Source organism: Saccharopolyspora griseoalba, assembly GCF_042665275.1.
In the GTDB taxonomy this organism is placed as follows: Bacteria; Actinomycetota; Actinomycetes; order Mycobacteriales; family Pseudonocardiaceae; genus Saccharopolyspora; species Saccharopolyspora griseoalba.
In genome coordinates this window covers 38,939-53,243 of sequence record NZ_JBHTCJ010000003.1, presented here as the reverse complement: position 1 = coordinate 53,243, position 14,305 = coordinate 38,939, and the positions used below count along the sequence as shown (strand labels likewise).

The window sequence follows — 14,305 nt, the reverse complement described above, 5'->3', positions numbered from 1 at the left end:
CGGGTGAACACCCACCGTCAACCCCTTCAGACCAGCGTACCGGCCCGTGCGCGGACGCGACCACGCCGCGCCCGGCACCGGGCGCCCAGCCTACTCCGTTCACCTGGCCCGGAGTGGGCGGGACGCCCGAATCGGACACCCCTCCGGCAACAGCAGCGGCCGCCTGCACCGCGGGTGACCGCTGCCGAGGCTCATGCCCCGGAGGTGTAAACCTTCGGATCGAGGGTTCCGATGTAGGGCAGATCACGGTATCGCTCCGCGTAGTCGAGACCGTAACCGACCACGAACTCGTTCGGGATGTCGAAGCCCACGTAGCGCACCGGGACGTCCACCTGCACCGCGTCCGGCTTGCGCAGCAGGGTGCAGACCTCCAGCGAGGCGGGGTTCCGCGACGCCAGGTTCTTGAGCAACCAGGACAGCGTCAGCCCGGAGTCGATGATGTCCTCGACGACCACCACGTTCTTGCCGGCGATGTCGCGGTCCAGGTCCTTGAGGATGCGCACCACCCCGGACGAGGAGGTCGACGAGCCGTAGGAGCTGACCGCCATGAACTCCAGCTGCGCGGGATGCGGCAGGGCCCGCGCGAAGTCGGTCATGAACATCACCGCGCCCTTGAGCACTCCGACCAGCAGGAGGTCGCCGCTCTGCGGGTGGTCGTCGTCGACCTGCTTGGCCAACTCGCTGACCTTGTCCTTGATCTGCCGCTCGCTGATGAGCACAGAAGCGATATCGCCGTCGTACACGGCCCGGCTTCCCCTCTTGTCGGATCGACTTCTTCCCCAAGCTGGAGACCGCCCCGGACGCGATGGTTCGGTGCCCCGTCAGCCATTCGGCGGCTTGCGGCCCGCCGTCTCCACCCGAAGCCTGCCATGCGCCCGGCGGAGCACAAAGTCACCGGGCAGGGCGGGACCGCCTTGGCCGCGCCAGTTCGCCACGAGCGCATCGGCCGCCCGCAGGTGCGCGTCGGAGAGCTCGCCGACCCCTTCGGCGAACAGCCAGTCGCGCAGCGCGCGACGCCGCACCGCGGCCGGAAAGTCCCGCAGTGCCAGGACATCCAGGCCTTCCGGGGTCCGGGCGCGGCGCAACACCTCGGCCGCTGCGGCGTCCAGCGCGTCGGCGTCGTCGCGCAGCTGCCGGGCGGTCCGGGCGAGGGATTCGGCGACCCCGCCCTGCAGCACTTCTTCGAGGAGCGGGAGCACTTCTGTGCGCAACCGCACACGGGTGAACTTCGGGTCAACGTTGTGCGGATCGCTCCACGGGTCCAGCCCCAGCGCCCGGCACGCGGCCTCGGTGGTCTCCCGGCGGACGCCCAGCAGCGGCCGCACCCACGGCGGGTCCACCGCCGGCATCCCGGCGATCGAGCGCGCCCCGGAACCCCGGCCGAGCCCGAGCAGCACCGTCTCGGCCTGGTCGTCGAGGGTGTGCCCGAGCAGCACCGGCGAGCCCGCTGGCCGCTCGGCGCGCAGCGCCGCGTAGCGGGCCCGGCGCGCAGCGGCCTCCGGCCCGCCGGGACCGTCGACCTCCACCGCCAGCACCTGAGCGGAGCAGCCGATCGCGGTGAGCTGCTCGACCGCCCGCTCGGCGACCGCGGCCGAGCCGACCTGCAGACCGTGATCGACCACCAGGCCGCGCACCTCGGTCCCGAAGTGCCGCGCCTCGTGCGCGGCCGCCGCGGCCAGCGCCAGCGAGTCGGCACCGCCGGAGCACGCCACGACCCACGGCACCGAGCGGTACGACTCCGCCTCGGGCGAGGAGAGCACCCGGCGCAGCGCGGTCCGGGTGGCGCTCACAGCGGGATCGGGCGGCATCCCGCGATTCTCGCACCGCGGTGCCGACCGCGACCGCCGCGTGATCGCGCCCGCTCCACCGGGGCGGGGCTCACCCGTGCACGCGGCTGATCCAGGTCTCCGGGGCGGTGATCTCCGCGCGGGTCGGGAGGGCTTCCGGGGAGGTCCAGACGGCGTTGAAGCCGTCCATGCCGACCCGGCCCACCACGTGGCGGGTGAAGGCCGCGCCCTGGGCGTACTGCTGGATCTTGGCGTCCACGCCGAGCAGGCTGCGCAGGATCCGGTCCAGCAGCCCGCCGCCCTTGCGGCGGTCGGTGAAGCGCGAGCGGATGGTCGCCACGCTGGGCACCACCTGCGGCCCGACCGCGTCCATCACGTGGTCGGCGTGGCCCTCCAGCAGCGTGGAGATCGCGATGATGTGGTCGAACGCGGCCCGCTGCTCGGGGGTCTGCAGCAGCTCCAGCACGCCCATCACGCCGGGACTGGAGGCGTCCTCGCCGGAGCGGGTCCGGGCCTCGCGCAGCACCTGCGGCAGCCGCGTCAGCAGCTCGCCGGTGCCGCCTTCGAGCTGGCCCAGCAGCTCGCCGAGGCTCTCCGCGAAGTGCTCGCGCAACCAGGGCACGGCGTTGAACTGCAGCCGGTGGGTGGACTCGTGCAGGCACACCCACATCAGGAAGTCGTCGGCGGGCACGCCCAGCGCCCGCTGCGCTGCCACGATGTTCGGCGCGACCAGCAGCAGCCTGCCCTTCTGGCCCGGCGTCCGGGACTCCCCGTAGGGATCGAACTGCCCGAGCACCTTGCCGCCCAGGTAGGCCAGCACCACCCCGGCCTGGACGCCCGCGCTGCGCGCGCCGAGCTGGCCGAGCAGGTCCTCGCCGTGCATCCCGCGCGAGTCGACCGCGGACATCGCCGCGCCGGTGAGCTCGGAGAGCCCGAAGGCCGCCCCGCGCACCCAGGACGGCCGGTCCACCACGTCGCCCTCGGCGATCGGCAGGTCGCGCCCCAACCCGGTCGTCTCGCGCACGTGGCTCTCCGCCTCGACGCTGAACCGCCGCAGCGACCGCACCGCCTCCTCGGCGTGCTCCCTGGGCACCTCCGGTCCCGGCCGCATCAGCCGGACCGCGGTGCCGACCGCGACGTTCCAGTCCAGGGCTCGCGGGCCGGTCTCGGCGGGCGGCGCGGTGGGCGTACCGGAGTTCACATCACCGACGGTACCCGCCGGGCATCGTCAGCGGCAGCCGCACGAGCGGAGGGTGTCGGCGAGCTCGTCGAGGGCCGGGCGGGCCGCCGTGGACGAGGTGCCGTTGGAGATCATCGCGAACACCAGCTGCCTGCCGTCCTCGGTGACCACGGTGCCCGCCAGGCTGTTCGCGCCGTCGAGGGTGCCGGTCTTCGCGCGCACCCAGCCCTGGCCCGCCGAGCCGCGGTAGCGGTCCTCCAGGCTGCCGCTGCCACCGGCGATCGGCAGCGCCGGGATCAGCGCGCGCAGCCTGGCGGTCCGGTCGGGCACCGAACCGTCCGGGTTCGCCGGCCTGGTGACGGCGCGCATCAGCTCGCTCAGCAGCTTCGGCGTCACCCGGTCCTCCAGCGACAGCCCGCTGCCGTCGGACATCGTGCTGCCGCCCAGGTCGAAGCCGTTGCGGCGGAGCACCTCGCGGACCGCCCGCACGCCACCGGCGAACGAGGGCTCCTCGCCGGTGGCGATGGCGACCTCGCGGGTCAGCGCCTCGGCGAGCACGTTGTCCGAGTGCTGCATCACGGCGTCCACCAGCTGGTACATGGGTGCGGACCGAACCTGGCCCAGCACCTGCGCGTTCGCGGGCGCCTCGACCGGCGAGACCGGGGCGGACACGCCCAGCCGCTCGGCCAGCTCCTGCCCGGCCTGCAGCGCCGGGGTCGGCGAGCGGGTGCTGACGTCCTCGGCCGGGTCGGCGCGCCCGCCGTCGAGCATCACCGGCTCGATCGGCGAGTAGTACCCGGCTTCGACGTCCTCGGGCAACCAGCCCGGTGCGGTGGTCGGTCCGGTGTAGCGGCTGGTGTCCACCGACACCGAGGTCACGTTCCCCCCGGTGGCCCGCTCGACCTGCGTGACCAGGTCGTCGAGCCGCGGCGCGCCCGGGTAGACCGATTCCCGGTCGCCGCCGAGCTTGGACAGCGTCGGGTCTCCCCCGCCGACGAGCACGATGCTGCCCGGCGCGCTGCCCCGCACGACCTTGGTGGTCAGCCGCGCGTCGTGGTCCATCGACAGCAGCACCGCGCTCATCGCCAGCAGCTTGCCCGTGGAGGCGGGCATCATCGCCTGCGCCGGGCTGCGCTCCCACAGCGTCTCGCCGGTGCGGCTGTCCAGCACGATCCCGCCCAGCTGGCCGAGCGCCGGGCTGGCCGCCGGACCGGTCAGGGCCCGCTCGACGCCGGAGCGGGTCGGCTCGGGCGCCTGCCGCGCCAGCGGCTCGATCGCCGGGTCGGTCAGCCGCACCGGGGCCGGCGGGTCGGCGATCTCCTGCTCGAACAGCCTCGGGACGAACGCGATCCCCGCGCCCAGCACCACCACCAGCGCGGCGGCGAGGCCGACCAGGCCCCAGCGCCGCGAGCCGGAGCCGTCCTCCTGGCTGGGGATGTGCTGCGGCACGGCTCGCTGCGCCGACTCCACCGGGACGGTGGCGCCGGAGGCCCCCTCCGCGGGCGCGGCCTCCTGCGGCGCGGCGAGCCCGGAGAAGTCCGCGGGCGAAGCCGGGCGCGGCTCCTCGAAGTCGGGCCGCGGGATCTGCTGGGTCCGCTCGGCGTCCGCCGGGGCGGATCCGCGCAGCTCGGCGAGGTCCGAGGCCTCGATCCGGGCGGTGCGCTCGGAGGCCGATTCCGGCGGGGTCTCGGCGGGCACGCGCGGGATCCGCTGGGTGCGCTCGGCCTCCCGCTCGGCGGGCTCGGCCGGCGCGGCGTCGATCTTCGGGATCAGCGCGGTCGACTCGGCCGCTCCCTCCGCCGGCGCGGGTGCGTCGTCGGTGACCCGGGCGATCTTCTGCGTCCGCTCCGCCGGTGCTTCGGGCTCCGCGACGGCGCCCGGTTCGGCGGACCCGGTTCCCTCGACGCGCTCCTGCTCGGCGGTGTCGCCCTCGGTGACGGGGTCTCGCCGCCCGGCCGGGCTCGGTTCGACCTCCGGTTCGGCGGGGTCCGGCTCAGCGGTGCCGGTCTCCGCCGCCGGCCGCGCACCGGCGTCCCCCTCCGGGGTCTCCCGCGGGGGTACCTCCGGGGCATCGGCTCCGCCGGCGCTCTCCGGCCCAGCCCCCGAGGTCTCCTCCGCGGGTTCCGGCCGCTCCGGTTCCTCGCCGGAGGTCTCCGGCTCCGGTTCGTCGGCGGCCTCCGCCGGCTCCGAGCCCTGCCCGGTCTCACCGGGCGCCGCCTCGGCCGCGGGTTCGTTCCCGGTGCCCTCGCCGGACGTCGCTTCGGCCCCAGTTCGGTCCCCGGCATCCCGGTCGGATTCGCCGCTGCCGCGGGAACCGTCGGGCGTCGCGCCGTCGGCCGCCGGTTCGGCTAGGTCCGCGGTCGCGTCCTCCGCGTCGGCTCGGTCGGTCTTCCCGGGCGCGGCCGCGTCCGAGTCGCCCGGTCGCGCGGTGTCCTCGCCGGTGCTTCCGAGCGCGGGTGCGGGCTCGTCCTCCCCGGTCGCGGTCTCGGCAGGGCCGGTCTCGTCCTCCCCGGACTCGGCGGAGCCGGACTCGGCGGAGCCGGACTCGGCCTCCCCGGTCCCGGCGGCTGCGTCTTCCGCCGGGGCCGCTGCCCGCTCGGGGACGTCCCGCTCGGGGGGCTCGGCGTCGGCCTCGGGCTTGGCGAGGTCGCCGGTCACGGACCGCGCGGTGGCGACGTTCGACTCCCCGCCGTCCCCGGTCCGCTCGGGCTCCGGCTGATCGGCCTCCGCGGTGGGGTCCCCGGTGGTCCTCGCCTTCGCGCCGGTCCCGGCCTGCGCCATCGAGGCCGCGGCGGCCGCGGCGCCACCGCTGCTCACCTCGGGCACCGCACCCGCCAGGTCGCCCAGGCTGCCCGCCACCCGCCGGGTCGGACCCGAGGGCTCGGCGGAGTCGTCGAGGACGCCCGCGACTCGATTCGGGGAGGCTGTGTTCTTGGTCTCAATCGCCTCGGAATCGGCCTGCGCACCGGACTCCGCGGGGGCGGTCGCGCCGCTGCCGGGCGGGTCGGGCGCGGGCGGGTTCTCCTCCGACTTCGCGGCGGTCGGACCGGTCGACTTCGCCTCCTCGGCGTTGGTCTCGGCCGCCGCATCCCCGCTGTTCTGGGGTTCGGGCACGTGCTCCTCCTCGACGGCGAGTCAGATTGCCAGACTGCGAGCTCCCGCACTGCGGTGGGGCCCGGGCCCCCGCCGTAGTCCACACTAGAACCCGGTCGCGCGCGCGAGCGGGCGACGCATCCGACGCAAGACGAGTGAGGAACCGCGTGGACTTCGACGTCACGATCGAGATCCCCAAGGGGAACCGGAACAAGTACGAGATCGACCACGAGACGGGACGCATCCGCCTCGACCGGACTCTGTTCACCGCCACGCAGTACCCGGCCGACTACGGGTTCATCGAGAACACCCTCGGTGAGGACGGCGACCCGCTGGACGCTCTGGTGCTGGTGCAGGAGCCGACCATCCCGGGCTGCCTGATCAAGTCCCGCGCCATCGGCATGTTCCGCATGCGCGACGAGAAGGGCGGCGACGACAAGGTCCTGTGCGTGCCCTCCGATGACCCGCGCCAGGAGCACCTGCGGGACATCCACCACCTCGCCGAGTTCTACAAGCTGGAGATCCAGCACTTCTTCGAGGTGTACAAGGACCTGGAGCCGGGCAAGAGCGTGGAAGGCGCCACCTGGGTCGGCCGCGCCGAGGCGGAGGCCGAGATCGAGCGCTCCTACCAGCGCCTGAAGGAGCAAGGCCACTGAAGGCGGATCGCGCCCACCGGGCGATGCGGAAGACCCTCCACGCAGCTGCGCGGAGGGTCTTTTCACATCCGCGGCCGAGTTCTCCCCAAGCTGTGCACAGTTGTCCCCAAGGCTGTGGATGACTGTGCACAACTCATGTGGACAACTGCCGGTCCCCGGGCGCGCGCAACGCGTGCCGCCCGTAGGCCCGCCGCGGGGTCCGAGGCCGCTCCTGCTGGTAGAACCACGCCATCGCGGTCCGCGCCCGGACCACCGCGCGCCTGCGCAGCAGGTGTCTGCGCAGCACCGGGACCAGCGACCCGGCGCACCCGACGAGGACCGCGCTCACCATCAGCCAGCTCACTGCCGCTCCTTCCTCCCACGGGTGGGATCGCCCGCTCGCGCGGGCATGACGCGGCCCGGCTCGATCACCACCCCAACGGCCCAATCGGGCTAGATTTCAACGCTCGTTGAGTTCCTGCTCCGCGCGGAGCTACCGTGCTCGGAGGGGGTGGTCCCGATGCTGCTTCCGTTGAGCCGGGTTCGGGCGGAGATGGGCGCCGAGGTCGGCGGCAAGGCCGGCAACCTCGGCGAACTGCTCGCGTCCGGGTTCCGCGTGCCGCCGGGCTTCGTGATCCCCACCGACGCCTACGCCGAGACCTGCGATCCGCTGATCGCCGACCTGCTCGACGGGCTGCCCGGCACCGCGGCCGAGATCCGCGACCGGATCCGCGGCGCCGAGCTGCCCGCGCCGCTGCGCGAGGCGATCACCGCCGCTCGCGCCGAGCTGGGCGCCGAGCACCCCGTCGCGGTGCGCTCCTCGGCCACGGCCGAGGACCTGCCCTTCGCCAGCTTCGCCGGGCAGCAGGACACCTACCTCAACGTCGTGGGCGCCGAACCGCTGCTGGACGCGGTGCGCCGGTGCTGGGCCTCGCTGTGGACGGACCGCGCCGTGGCCTACCGCGGGGCGAACGGCGTCGACCACCGCGTCGTGCGGCTGGCCGTGGTGGTGCAGCGGATGGTGGACGCCCGCGCCGCGGGCGTGCTGTTCACCGCCAACCCGGTCACCGGCTGCCGGGACGAGGCCGTCATCGACGCCAACCGGGGCCTCGGCGAGTCGGTGGTCTCCGGCGCGATCACCCCGGACCGGTTCGCCGTCTCCGGCGGCGAGATCACCCGCGAGCTCGGCGCGAAGACCGCCAGCGTCCGGGCCAGGCCGGGCGGCGGCACCGAGATCGTCGAGCGGCTCGATCGGCGCGCCTCGATCACCGACGCGCAGGTCCGGGAGCTCGCCGAGATCGGCGGGGCGGCCGCTGCGCACTTCGGCGCTCCGCAGGACCTGGAGTGGGCGATCGACGGCGACGGCGAGATCTGGCTGACCCAGGCCCGCCCGATCACCACGCTCTTCCCGCTGCCGCCGGACCCCGGGCGAGGGCTGCGGCTCTACCTGTCGGTCAACTCGGCCCAGGGCGTGCACCGGCCGCTTACCCCGATGGGCATCGCGGTGCTCGGGCTGCTGTTCACCGGGCTGCTGCAGCACCTCGGCCTGCGAACCGAGGGCTCGCGGCCGGCGCTGCTCCGCGACGCCGACGGCTGGCTCTTCGCCGACATCACCGGCACCACCCGCAACCCGATCGGGCGCGCGGTGCTGCCCAGGGCGCTGTCGGTGGCCGAGGCCAGGTCGGCGCGGATCTACGAATCCGTGCTCGCCCGAACGGAGTTCGCGCCGCGCGGGGGCGTTCCGCGGAAGCTGCTGCGCGATCTCGCCCGCGTGGTGCGGCGGACGCGCGCCCCGCAGCGGTTCGCCGCTGCGCTGCGAGCGCCGGAGATCGCCCGCGAGCAGTCCTTCGACCTGGTCGACCAGGTCCGCGCCGACCTCGACGCGATGCGGCCGGTGACCGCGCGGGAGCGGCTGGCGGCCACCCGCGACGGCTTCCTCGAAGTCCTCGCCCCGCGGCTGGCGCAGCTGCCCGGGCGGGTGCTCCCGGTCCTGGCGCTGAGCAAGCTGCTGCCCGCGATCGCGGGCACCGCCGCCACCGATGCGGAGCTGCAGGTGGTGCTGCGCGGCGTCCCGCACAACATCACCACCGAGATGGACCTGCAGCTGTGGGGGATCGCGCGCCGGATGGACCCCGGCACCGCAGCGCTGTTCGCCGACTTAGAGCCCGCGGAGCTGGCGGCCCGGTACCGCGACCGCGACCTGCCCGCGGACGTCCTCAGCGGACTGGACCTGTTCCTGGCGCAGCACGGGCACCGGGCGTTCGCCGAGATCGACGCGGGAATGCCGCGCTGGTCCGACGATCCGACGCACCTGCTCGGGCTGCTCGCCGGGTGCGCGCGCTCGGCCGCGGCGGGGCACGACGCCGCCGAGCAGTACCGCTCGGGCGCCGAGGAGGCCGAGCGCGAGCTCGACGAGATCGCGCGCCGGATCCGGAACCCGTTGCGCGCCCGCCTGGCCCGGTTCGCGATGCGCCGGGTGCGACGGCTGGCGGGCCTGCGCGAGCTGCCGAAGTACTGCGCGGTGCTGGCGATCGCGCACGCCCGCGCGCAACTCCTCGCCATCGGTGACGAACTCGCCCGCGAGATGCGGATTTCCGATCCGCAGGACGTGTTCTTCCTGGACTTCGAGGAGCTCTCCGCGCTGCTCGACGGCGCCGACCAGAGCGGGACGATCGCCGCTCGGCGCGCGGTCCGCGAGCGCGAGCTGCGCCGATCGCACCTGCCCCCGATGCTGCTCTCCGACGGGACCGAGCCGGAAACCTCGCTCGGCGCAACGGGTTCGGCGGACGAACTGGTCGGGATCTCGGCCTCGGCCGGAACGGTCACCGGGACCGCGCGGGTGGTGCGCGATCCGACCGGCGCGCGCATCGGCCCGGGCGAGATCCTCGTCGCGCCGTCGACCGATCCCGGCTGGACGCCGCTGTTCCTCACCGCGGGCGGGCTCGTCGTGGAGACGGGCGGCCCGAACTCGCACGGCGCGACGGTCGCCCGCGAGTGCGGGATCCCCGCCGTCGTCGGCGTCGCCGGGGCCACCCGGCGCATCCGGGACGGCCGCACCATCACCGTTCGCGCCACCGCGGGGATCGTCGAGCTCTGACGAGCTGAAGGGCACCTCCCGGCGCCGGGAGGTGCCCTTCAGCGGTCGCTCGGGTGATGCCGCGTCAGGGGGACGGCATCGACAGGGGGTTTCGGCGGGCGTCCGCACGCCCACGGGGTGGCTGCGGACCGCTTGGGGGCTCCGCCGCGAGATCAGTTGCCGAGCTGGGTGGCGCCGCCGAGCGGGCCGTGGCTGACCAGTCCGGTGACCTCGTCGACCGGGGAACCGGACTTGCCGACCGGGAGGTTGCCGGTCACGTTGCCGAGCGCACCGCCACCGGTCAGGCCGCCCAGCGGCGAGTTGCCGATCAGACCGCTGACGGGGTCGCCGCTGCGACCGAGCGGAACGTTGGTCCCGGCGTTCTCCACGATGCCGCTCGCCGTTTCGCCGACGACGTTGGTCGAGGGCAGCTGGCCGGGCTTGGCCTGCGGGGTGGCGACGGGCTCCAGGTTCTCCAGCGAGCCGGTCAGGCTGGTCGGCAGAACGCCGTCCACGACACCGGTCTTGGCCACCGGCAGGTCACCGGCGACCGGCAGCTGGCCGACGGTGTTCGTGACCGGACCGGTGAGGTCGCCGGCACCGGACTTGGACGCGGGGAGCGTCTCGCCGACCGGCTTGGCCTCCTGGACCGCGGAAACCGGGTCCAGGCCCTGGGTCTGGCCGGACGTCGCCTGGCCGAGGGCGTCGACGACCGGCTTGAGGACGCCGCCGGCCGGGGTGGAGCCCAGCGCACCGGTGACCGGGTCACCGGCACGGCCGGAGAGCTGCTGGTCCAGCGGGACCACGTCTCCGACGGTCTTCTGCGCCGAAGCCAGGGTTCCCGCGGCGTGGAAGGCGGTGTTGGCCACGCCGTTGTCCGTGGGCAACGTGGCCGGCAGCTGCGAGTCACCGGCGGCGAGGGCGGGGGTGGCCATGCCGACGGCGCCGACGCCACCGGCCGCCAGCACAGCGGCCGCCGTGGTAAAGGTGCGCTTCATCGAAATGCTCCTCTCTGCACAGGCCGTGTCCTGTGCCCGCCGGAGATTACGGATCAGACACCCACCACTATTCAGTGATCACACATCTCAGGAAGATCTACGTTGCGTGTTCAATTCGCCGGTGCGTCGACTCCACTTTCGTGGGATGCAGCCACAACCTGATTACTGCGCGAGCCGGTCGACAACTGCGGAAGGCAACCGTCCGGCCTTCTCCGCGCGCAGCGCTTCGACCGCCTCGGCGAATTCCGCGTAGGCCTCCCGCTCCTCGGTGAACCGGCGGTACCGGCCGACCCGCAGCTCGACCGACTCGTACTCGCGCTCCAGCGCGTCGGCGACCTGCTGCCAGGCGGCGCTGCGGTCGCGGTACTTGGCGTATCCGGCCAGCGCCGCCGACAGCGCCACCAGCAGGCTCAACCCGACGGCCAGGAACGCCACGTCGACCACCGAGGTGGCGGTGGCGGTCACCGTCGCGGCGACGATCGAACCGCCGATGACGACGGTTTGCAGCACCTGGTCCTTCCAGCGGTCCCGCCGCGCCTCGGTGCGGTAGCGCTCGATCAGATCGGGCAGCTGCGCCCGGTAGCGCTTGTGGGCGTCGAGCAGGTCCCCGGTGGCCAGTTCGTCCAGCAGTTGTTCGCGGTGCGCGCCTTCCAGCGCGCGCAGTTCGGTGTCCACCGCCCGGACCTTAAAGTGCTGGCGGTACACGAATGCGGCCGCCACGCCCACGGAAACGGCGGCCAGCGCGAACAGCACCAGCACGGCTGACAGCGGGGCCGATAAGACCGCCAGCAGCACCCCCGCGGCGACCACGAGCAACGTGCCCGGCACCGCCCAGACCCACAACAACCGCTGCACGAGCCGCGCCCGGTACAGCTCTTCGGACCGCTCGGCGATCCGGCGCTCCCAGTCCCCCTGCTGGCGATCCTCGGCGGCGAGCACTCCGCCGCCCACGATCCCGGCCGTATCCACTCGCTCCATCACATCCGGTCCTTCCAGCGCGTTAGTGAGATCGAAGTGGCTCCTGGAGTTCTACGACAATCGACCAGCAGGGTGACGCTTGACTCGGCTGTTCGGCTGATTATCGACTGCGCCGAGTGATCACCGCTGGGCTCCCGGGCCGTTCGAGGCGGATTACCCGGCAGTGATAACAGCGAGTGGTGCGATGCCGCGCACGGGTTCCAGGTCGTGCCACTGTGGCAGCGCCCCCGGACCGCCGATCAACCGGGTCGGCGGTCGGCGTCCGAGGGCACCGCGCTGCGCCGCGAAGGGCGCGTTGCGCTGGAATTCGGTGGTGGAGATCAGGAATTCGACGGGTGTCCGGGCCAATCGGTCAACGCCTCCGGTTCGCCGTAGAACGCGACCGGGTCCACGGCCTTCCCCGAGACGTCGATCTGGAAGTGCAGGTGCGGACCGGTGGATTGACCGCGATTTCCCAGCGTCGCGATCGGATCAGCGGATTCGACCTTCTGGCCCACGTGCACGCGCGTCGCGTCGACGTGCCCGTAGGTGGTGACCCGGCCGCGCCCGTGGTCTATTCGAACCCACAACCCGTAGCCGGACGCGGGCCCGGAATCGATCACCGTTCCGGCCGAGGCCGCGCGGATCGGCGTGCCGACCTCGTTGGCGATGTCCACGCCCTCGTGCATGGAGCCCCACCGCATGCCGAAGCCGCTGCTGATCTCGCCCCAGGTGGGCGCGACCCAGGGAGCCGGGCTCTTCGCCGGCTCGCCGGACTCCGCCCTGGGGACCTGGGCTCTGGCGGATGTGGCGCGGTCCTGCGGACCGGGGCGGTCGTCGGCTGCTGCGGCGGAACCGGCGCCCGCGGACAACCCGACCGCCAGCAGCAGTCCGAGCGCAGCAATGTTCGCTTTTCTTCCTGGCAAGGTGGCCATTGCGATTCCACTCCTGACACCGCACGACTCGCGTCGCGACGGCTCGGATGAATTCCTCAGCAGGCACCGGGCATTCGTCGACCGGTGCCGGGGCAGCCCGAAGATGATTCCAACCGAGCGAACTCGGCGGCGCATTCGGAGAAATCGATGGCGCAAATACGTTTAACCGCCGCTCGATGGCCCGAAAGGACCATTCGAACAATCCACCACAAGAAATCGAACGGGCACGCAGCGTCCACAGTGGCCACGATTCTCGGTGACGCCGGTTGGCCGGACCTGTCGCGCGCGGCGTGCTCATCACCCAACGTGCGGGGACCGGCCAGCCAGGCGGCGGGCCGGCAATCCACCCGCTCGAAGTCACCCGATCAGGTGGATCTTCGGCGAGTGACGGCTTCCTAGGGTGGGCACGACGGCGGCGAGAGGAGACGGGGCATGGACCGGATGGAGACGCGCGCGGTGCACGGCGGCGAGCGGCGCCCCGGGCCGGAGGGCTCGGTGGTGTACCCGATCTACCAGGGCACGGTCTACTCGGTCCCCGAGGAGACCGACTACCACGACATCCGCTACCTGCGGCTGAACTCCACGCCCTCGCAGCACTACCTGCACGACAAGCTCGCCGCGCTGGAGGGGGCCGAGGCCGCGCTGGCCACCGCATCCGGGATGGCGGCCATCTCCACCGCGCTGCACAGCGCGCTGCGCGCCGGGGACCACCTGCTGGTCGGCGACTGCCTCTACGGCGGGACGCACGACTTCCTGACCCAGCGCGCCGCCGACTTCGGCTGGACCTACAGCTTCATCGACCCGCACCGGCCGGACACCTGGCCGCGGGCCCGCAGGCCGGAGACCAGGGCGGTGCTGGTCGAGAGCATCACCAACCCGCTGGTCCGGGTCGGCAGGCTGGCCGAGGTCGCCGAGTTCGCCCGCGCCGAGGGCCTGGTCTCGCTGATCGACAACACCTTCGCCACGCCGGTGAACTTCCGCCCCGCCGAGATCGGGTTCGACCTGGTGCTGCACAGCGCGACGAAGTACCTCAACGGGCATTCCGACCTGGTCGCGGGCGCCATCATCGGCCGCGCCGAGCACGTCGAGCGGGCCCGCACCGCGGCCAACCACTTCGGCGGGAGCCTCGACCCGCACGCCGGGTTCCTGCTGGCCAGGGGCCTCAAGACGCTCGCGCTGCGGGTGCGCGCGCAGAACGCCAACGCCAGGGCGCTGGCCGCCCACCTCGCCGAGCACCCGGCGATCGCCCAGGTCAACCACCCGAGCCTGCCCGAGCACCCGGACCGCGCGCAGGCCGAGGAGCTCTTCGACGACTGCGGCGGGATGCTCAGCTTCCGCCCGCGCGGCGGTGCGGACGCCGCGCAGCGCATCATCGACGCCCTGGAGATCCCCTACGACGCGCCCAGCCTCGGCGGGGTGGAATCGCTGATCACCCGCCCGGCCGCCACCTCGCACGCGGGCATGAGCCCGGCCGACCGCGAGGCGCTGGGCATCACCGACGACCTGGTCCGGGTCAGCGCCGGGGTGGAAGCCGCCGAGGACCTCCTGGCGGACTTCGACCGCGCGCTGAGCGCCTGAGCGCGACGGGCGGGCGGACGGTCCGCTGGCGATTTGTCGCAGTGCGGACTGGTTTGGTCGGACCAG

The 14,305-nt window shown here is 73.4% G+C and carries 11 protein-coding genes; 3 read left to right on the top strand and 8 right to left on the bottom strand.

Annotated features, from left to right (window positions below):
• Window positions 1-191 precede the first annotated feature (191 nt).
• The 4 genes from hpt to dacB all read right to left on the bottom strand — a co-directional run bounded on the left by hpt (window position 192) and on the right by dacB (window position 6,081).
• The gene (hpt, locus tag ACFQRI_RS06805) at window positions 192-743 is read right to left on the bottom strand and encodes a hypoxanthine phosphoribosyltransferase (protein WP_380665665.1); all 552 of its coding nucleotides are present in this window, start codon (window positions 741-743) and stop codon (window positions 192-194) included.
• 78 nt (window positions 744-821) lie between these two features.
• Window positions 822-1,808: a tRNA lysidine(34) synthetase TilS gene (gene tilS, locus ACFQRI_RS06800; RefSeq protein WP_380665663.1), complete on the bottom strand. Its 987-nt coding sequence runs from the start codon at window positions 1,806-1,808 to the stop codon at window positions 822-824.
• A gap of 70 nt (window positions 1,809-1,878) precedes the next feature.
• Window positions 1,879-2,898, bottom strand: a complete 1,020-nt coding sequence (locus ACFQRI_RS06795; RefSeq protein ID WP_380666402.1) for a zinc-dependent metalloprotease — start codon at window positions 2,896-2,898, stop codon at window positions 1,879-1,881.
• Window positions 2,899-3,015: 117 nt separating this feature from the next.
• On the bottom strand, window positions 3,016-6,081 hold the full coding sequence (dacB, locus tag ACFQRI_RS06790; protein ID WP_380665661.1) for a D-alanyl-D-alanine carboxypeptidase/D-alanyl-D-alanine endopeptidase: 3,066 nt from the start codon (window positions 6,079-6,081) through the stop codon (window positions 3,016-3,018).
• Between the two features lie 146 nt (window positions 6,082-6,227).
• On the opposite strand from dacB, the gene ACFQRI_RS06785 reads away from it, so the two are divergent.
• Window positions 6,228-6,716 (top strand): inorganic diphosphatase, encoded by a 489-nt coding sequence (locus tag ACFQRI_RS06785; protein WP_380665659.1) that lies wholly within the window; start codon window positions 6,228-6,230, stop codon window positions 6,714-6,716.
• Window positions 6,717-6,849: 133 nt separating this feature from the next.
• Here ACFQRI_RS06785 and ACFQRI_RS06780 read toward each other — a convergent pair whose 3' ends face one another.
• The gene (locus tag ACFQRI_RS06780) at window positions 6,850-7,059 is read right to left on the bottom strand and encodes a hypothetical protein (RefSeq protein WP_380665657.1); all 210 of its coding nucleotides are present in this window, start codon (window positions 7,057-7,059) and stop codon (window positions 6,850-6,852) included.
• 156 nt (window positions 7,060-7,215) lie between these two features.
• On the opposite strand from ACFQRI_RS06780, the gene ACFQRI_RS06775 reads away from it, so the two are divergent.
• Window positions 7,216-9,792, top strand: a complete 2,577-nt coding sequence (locus tag ACFQRI_RS06775) for a PEP/pyruvate-binding domain-containing protein (protein ID WP_380665655.1) — start codon at window positions 7,216-7,218, stop codon at window positions 9,790-9,792.
• 152 nt (window positions 9,793-9,944) lie between these two features.
• Here the strand turns inward: ACFQRI_RS06775 and ACFQRI_RS06770 are convergent, their stop codons facing one another.
• The 3 genes from ACFQRI_RS06770 to ACFQRI_RS06760 all read right to left on the bottom strand — a co-directional run bounded on the left by ACFQRI_RS06770 (window position 9,945) and on the right by ACFQRI_RS06760 (window position 12,661).
• Window positions 9,945-10,769, bottom strand: a complete 825-nt coding sequence (locus ACFQRI_RS06770; protein ID WP_380665653.1) for a hypothetical protein — start codon at window positions 10,767-10,769, stop codon at window positions 9,945-9,947.
• Between the two features lie 162 nt (window positions 10,770-10,931).
• Complete coding sequence (locus ACFQRI_RS06765; RefSeq protein ID WP_380665651.1) at window positions 10,932-11,747, bottom strand: DUF4231 domain-containing protein; 816 nt, start codon at window positions 11,745-11,747, stop codon at window positions 10,932-10,934.
• 320 nt (window positions 11,748-12,067) lie between these two features.
• Window positions 12,068-12,661 (bottom strand): M23 family metallopeptidase, encoded by a 594-nt coding sequence (locus ACFQRI_RS06760; protein WP_380665649.1) that lies wholly within the window; start codon window positions 12,659-12,661, stop codon window positions 12,068-12,070.
• Between the two features lie 432 nt (window positions 12,662-13,093).
• Between ACFQRI_RS06760 and ACFQRI_RS06755 the strand changes: the two genes are divergently transcribed.
• Window positions 13,094-14,239, top strand: a complete 1,146-nt coding sequence (locus ACFQRI_RS06755; protein ID WP_380665647.1) for a trans-sulfuration enzyme family protein — start codon at window positions 13,094-13,096, stop codon at window positions 14,237-14,239.
• Window positions 14,240-14,305: the final 66 nt, after the last annotated feature.

Coding starts and splice junctions, on each gene's coding strand:
- tilS (WP_380665663.1), bottom strand. CDS start 1,808: ATGCCGCCCGATCCCGCTGTGAGCGCCACCCGGACCGCGCTGCGCCGG.
- ACFQRI_RS06795 (WP_380666402.1), bottom strand. CDS start 2,898: ATGCGGCCGGGACCGGAGGTGCCCAGGGAGCACGCCGAGGAGGCGGTG.
- ACFQRI_RS06775 (WP_380665655.1), top strand. CDS start 7,216: ATGCTGCTTCCGTTGAGCCGGGTTCGGGCGGAGATGGGCGCCGAGGTC.
- ACFQRI_RS06770 (WP_380665653.1), bottom strand. CDS start 10,769: ATGAAGCGCACCTTTACCACGGCGGCCGCTGTGCTGGCGGCCGGTGGC.
- ACFQRI_RS06765 (WP_380665651.1), bottom strand. CDS start 11,747: ATGGAGCGAGTGGATACGGCCGGGATCGTGGGCGGCGGAGTGCTCGCC.
- ACFQRI_RS06760 (WP_380665649.1), bottom strand. CDS start 12,661: ATGGCCACCTTGCCAGGAAGAAAAGCGAACATTGCTGCGCTCGGACTG.
- ACFQRI_RS06755 (WP_380665647.1), top strand. CDS start 13,094: ATGGACCGGATGGAGACGCGCGCGGTGCACGGCGGCGAGCGGCGCCCC.